This window comes from Streptomyces alkaliphilus (assembly GCF_014141535.1).
GTDB lineage: Bacteria > Actinomycetota > Actinomycetes > Streptomycetales > Streptomycetaceae > Streptomyces > Streptomyces alkaliphilus.
Map to the genome: position 1 here is coordinate 1 of NZ_VKHT01000383.1, position 4571 is coordinate 4571.

6 protein-coding genes are annotated in these 4571 nt (G+C 72.9%); 1 reads left to right on the forward strand and 5 read right to left on the reverse strand.

Going from position 1 to position 4571, the window contains the following annotated elements:
* Positions 1-801 precede the first annotated feature (801 nt).
* From FNQ90_RS13435 to FNQ90_RS13455, 5 genes are read right to left on the reverse strand one after another with little or no spacing between them, the layout of a single operon-like run.
* A complete protein-coding gene (locus FNQ90_RS13435; protein WP_182606598.1) occupies positions 802-1824 on the reverse strand; it encodes a 3-hydroxyacyl-ACP dehydratase FabZ family protein in 1023 nt (340 codons plus the stop codon).
* Positions 1821-2234 carry a hypothetical protein gene (locus FNQ90_RS13440; RefSeq protein ID WP_182606599.1) on the reverse strand — a complete coding sequence of 138 codons (414 nt, stop codon included), beginning with the start codon at positions 2232-2234 and terminating at the stop codon, positions 1821-1823. The genes FNQ90_RS13435 and FNQ90_RS13440 overlap by 4 nt, the downstream gene beginning before the upstream one ends.
* Entirely contained in the window at positions 2234-2656 is a 423-nt protein-coding gene (locus FNQ90_RS13445) for a hypothetical protein (RefSeq protein WP_182606600.1), read from the reverse strand. The genes FNQ90_RS13440 and FNQ90_RS13445 overlap by 1 nt, the downstream gene beginning before the upstream one ends.
* Positions 2647-3003 carry a DsrE family protein gene (locus tag FNQ90_RS13450; RefSeq protein ID WP_182606601.1) on the reverse strand — a complete coding sequence of 119 codons (357 nt, stop codon included), beginning with the start codon at positions 3001-3003 and terminating at the stop codon, positions 2647-2649. Before FNQ90_RS13450 ends, FNQ90_RS13445 begins: the two co-directional genes overlap by 10 nt.
* Positions 3003-3254, reverse strand: coding sequence for an acyl carrier protein (locus FNQ90_RS13455; RefSeq protein WP_143618592.1), 252 nt, complete (start codon positions 3252-3254; stop codon positions 3003-3005). Before FNQ90_RS13455 ends, FNQ90_RS13450 begins: the two co-directional genes overlap by 1 nt.
* Before the next feature lie 238 nt (positions 3255-3492).
* On the opposite strand from FNQ90_RS13455, the gene FNQ90_RS13460 reads away from it, so the two are divergent.
* The coding region (locus FNQ90_RS13460) for a beta-ketoacyl synthase N-terminal-like domain-containing protein (protein ID WP_182606602.1) at positions 3493-4571 on the forward strand (1079 nt) is incomplete at its 3' end.

A 4571-nucleotide genomic window follows, 5' to 3' on the forward strand; every position in this document is an offset into this window, starting at 1 on the left:
CCCCCGCGCGCTCCCCGCGCGCTCCCCGCGTTCTTCCCGTGCCAACCGGAGTGGACAGATCACCGATGACAAAGCCCAACGGATGGAAAGTGCTCGCCCCCGGTCGGGAGGCCGAGCTGGTTCTCGCCGTCGACTTCGCCACCACGGGTCGGTCCGACTCGAGCTTCTCGGACCTCATCCCGCACCTGGCACCGGAGTTCACGGTGTGGGAGACCAGGCAACCAACCGCCGTGAGCGGGAGGCCGACGAAGGACCACCTCACGCTGTGGGTCGAGGAGGTCGCCGCCGCCGGCCGTCCGGTGCGGGCGGTGCTCGGCTACTGCGCCGGCGGCCTGTTCGCCGGGGAGCTCGCCACCCGGATCTCCGCCCTGCAGGCCGGGGCGCCCCGGCTCGTGGTCTTCGACCCGGAGGTGCCCTCCCCGTCGAGCCTCCACCGCGACTTCGCCGCCATGATGGAACAGTTCGCCTCGGTCCTCTCCCCCGAGGAGGTGGCGGCCGCGCAGCGGGAAGGTGCCGCGGCCCGGGCCGAAGCCGCGGACTTCGCCGCCTACGGTGAGGAACTCGGCCGGATCTTCGGGGAGCGGGCCGGCGCGGCGTTCGCCCGGGAGGAGCTCGACACGGAGCTGCTGGACGAGTTCGTCGCGGTGTTCCGGTCCTTCGTGTCCTACCTGAACGCGGCGCGACAGATCGACCCGGTTGCCGCCTGGCTCACCGCGATCGCGGTGAGCTCCCGCGAGCCCACCGAATGGGCCGCGTCGGCCGAGCGGTCCGTCACCGTGCCCGTCCACCACGGGACGCGGGTCAGGACGTGCCGGCCATGGTGCGGTCGACCCGCGCGCGGGGCCGGCTCGAACCGATCAGGGCGCCGACCGTCATCACGCACCGGTCCCCGTCCCAGGTCTGTCCGGACACGAAGACGTTGTTGGCCATCAGCCGATCGATGCGGGCCACGTGGCGCAGCACGGCGCCGGGGCGCACCTCCCCGGTGAAGCGGCAGTCCCGGAACGCCGCGGCCACCGGCACGCCCTCCGCGGTGCCGGTGGACAACCACAGCAACACCGAGGACTGGCCGAAGGACTCCAGCATCAGGGTCCGGGGGTACGTGTAGCGCGACAGGGGCAGGCCCTCGGCCATCCCTCCGTAGCAGGGCTCCGAGCCGGAGACCGCCTTGACGGTGGTGATCAGCCGCCCCGGGTCGAGTGCCTCCACCCGGTCCACCAGGAGCATCGGGTGACGCACCGGCAGCAGGTCCAGGATCCCGGTGTAGTCGGGTCCCGGGGACAGGGGTGTCGGGGACACGGGTGCCGGGATGGAAGGCCCACCCGCCGGTGGCGACCCCTCGGCGGCCTCGCGGTTCCCGAGCACCATCCTCACCTCCGCGACCGGTGTTCCGTCGTGGCGGACGCCGTCGGCGGTCACCGACCACCGACCGACGCCGATGGCCTTCACCGTGACGTCCAGGCGGATCTCGTCACCCCCCTGCATCGGCGCCAGCCAGCGCCCGGAGCGGACCTCGACCGGGTTCAACGGCTCGTCCGCGCCGAGGAGGGTGGTGGTCGCCTGGCGGAGCGCCTCCAGCACGAACACCGCGGGCAGCAGCGTCAGGCCCGGGAAGTGCCCCGCCATGTACGGGTCCCCGGGGTCGACGGTCTTGTGGGCCAGGAACCGGAGGACCGGCCCCTCGGCCAGCACCTCGATCCGGTCCACCGCGCGCAACGGCGTCGCGAAGGTGTGGCGGTCGGGGGACGGACCGGCGACGTCCGGCGACGCGGTCCGCGCGGACCCCGGGGAGGGCGAAGGAGAGAAGGAGGGGACCCCGCTCACACGAACCACACCTGGTCGTACCGCGGCCAGCGCCCCGCCAGCTCGGCCGGGGCGAGGCAGGTGGTCCCCGTGACGAGTCGCTCCGGGGCGAACCCGAGCGCCGTCACGGCGTCCCGGTCCACGAGGACCTCGAAGCCCTCGGCGACCAGATCGCGCACCGAACCCCGATAATCCGGCAGCGTGTCGAGCACCATCGTGCCCAGCCGCACCGACGGCCGGTAGATGTCCTCCTCGACGGCCATGGTCACCGCCGCGCCGCGCAGCGCGACGTCCATCCGCTCGAACTGACCGTGCAGGTCGAGCAGCCCGTACAGGGCGTGGAAGAACTGTGCCTCGACCGCGCCGCGGTAGGCGCGGTCGAGGACGCACAGCACGCTCGGACCGGGTCCGGTGCGGGCGGTGGTGGTCATCAGGCCCCTCCGAGGTAGAGAGTCTGCCGGGCTCCGACGACGGTCGTGGCCAGCCTGAGCGGGGACCGGTGCCGAACCTGCGGGATGTGGTGGGTGGCGCCGCGTTCCTCGGTGCACGCGGTGCACGCGATCCACGCGAAGCGGCCCCGGCCGTCGGCGATCATCCGCCGGACGATCGCCGAGGGCGAGGGGTAGTGCCCCTCGGGGTCGCGGGTGTTCGGCAGCTTGGTGTCCCCGAAGGTGTCCTGCGTCATCATCGTGGCGTAGCCGCAGGCCCACACGCGCACCGAACCCCCCTTGTCCAGCACCGCCTGCGAGAGCCGCAGGGCCGAGGTCACCACGTCGCCGGAGTGCGGGGCCGCCGTGAGGATCAACAGCAGGTCCCACAGACGACGTTCCATCCCGCCGGCCATCAGTGCCACACCCCCCGGCAGTCCTCCTCGGTCAGCGCCGCGGCGGCGGCATCCATGCCGACGAGCCTCACGTGCGGCGACAGAGTCGTGCCGTCGAGCGCGCGCTGCGCCGCCGAGAAGTCGTCCACGAGGATCTCGGCCCCGGCCGCGGCCAATCGCTCGACCTCGGGGGTGCCGGTGCCCACGGCGCTGAACACGCCGTCCTCGATGAGGAAGACCCGAACCCGGTGGCCGGCTTCGGCGAGCGCCACGCCGTCCAGGAGGAAGGCGCCCGCGTCGGGTCCCGCCCAGTTCCCCTTGCTCTCGATCAGGAAATAGGACGCGGTCCCCTCGGGAGGGGCCGTCCGCGCGTCCATCACCCGCCCAGCTTCCGGTTCAGCAGATCCAGGACATCGGGGAACCTGCGCACCGTGCCGAGCTCCTCCTCGGGAATCCTGATCCGGTACCGCTGCTCGAGCGTGACCGCGAGTTCCAGCGCCACCACCGAGTCGACTCCCAGCTCCTCGATGAGGAGCACCTCATCGGTCAGCTCCGACGGCTCGACGTCCAGCGTGTCCGCCACCAGCTCCCGAAGTTCCGCCACGTCCAGTGTGGTTTCGACACTCACCGGAATTCCCTTTCCTCGGGCCGTTCGCGCGGTTTCCCGTCGATTTTCGCTTCCGTTTTTCCGGAGCACACGGAACCGCGTCGATCTTCACCGATGCTATGGCAGCGGATCGAGGAAAAGGAGGTGCCCGCCGCTTTACTGCAGGTACTTGCAAGGGCCGCGGAACCCGGCCTTCCCGAACGCATCCTGATGGCTGTCGGCAATGGTTTCGCGTTACCCGGAGGAGCGAGGTGCACCGGTGACGGTCGTGGTCACGGGACTGGGCGCGGTGAGCTGTTTCGGCAGTGGGACCGCCGCGCTGTGGGAGGGCCTGCTCCGAGCGGAACGGCGACCGGTGTCCGCGCCGGAAACCTGCGGCCTGCCGACCCGGCCGCCCCTGTACGCGGCACCCGATCCGGTCCTCCACTCCCCCGCTCCCGGCACACCCGGCGGCGAACCGGTCGGGCGGACCGGCGCCCTGCTGGCGACCGCCGTGACGGAGGCAGTCGGGGACGCCGGCCTGACCGCCGGGGAACTGTTCGACGCCGGGCTGACCGTCGGCACCTCGCTCGGCGACATCGACCTGGCGGAGACCCCCGACACCTCCGCCCGGTACCCCGCCACCCACCGGGTCACCGCCGGGCTCGCCGGCCGGTTCGGCATCGGCGGCCCCGGCCACACCCTTTCCACCGCCTGTTCCGCGGGCGCCTACGCGGTTGCCTGGGGGGCCGAGTTGATCGAGACCGGTCAGGCCGACATCGTCGTCGCCTGCGGCGGGGACGCCTTCTCCAGGGTGGCGATCGGCACGTTGCAGAGGTTCGGGTTGGTGGACCCGGAGTGCTGCCGCCCCTTCGACGTCGATCGCGCCGGCATGGTCACCGGTGAGGGCGCCGCCGCCGTGGTGCTGGAGTCCGCCGGGTCCGCCCGGCGCCGGGGCGCCCGCCCGCGCGCCGCGCTCGCGGGGCACGGCTGGAGTTGCGACGCCCACCACCCGATGGCCCCCGAGCCGTCCGGCGGGCAACTGGGCCGCTCGGTCACCCGCGCGCTGGACGGCACCGGGGAGGTCCCGGGCGCCGTCGTCCTGCACCGCGCCGGGGTGGCGGGCAACGACGCGGTGGAGGCCGACGCCGTCGGCCGGGCGGTGGAGGCCGTCGGCGGCACCGCCGCCGAGGTGGCCGGATACGCGCCGAAGGCCGTGATGGGCCACACGGCGGGCGCCGCCGGGGTGTTCGGCTGCGTGATCGCCACCCTGATCCTGCGCCACGGCGTGGTCCCTCCCAACGCGCACGTCAACACTCCCGACCCCGGGTGCCCCCTGGGGGTCCCACTGGGAGGGCC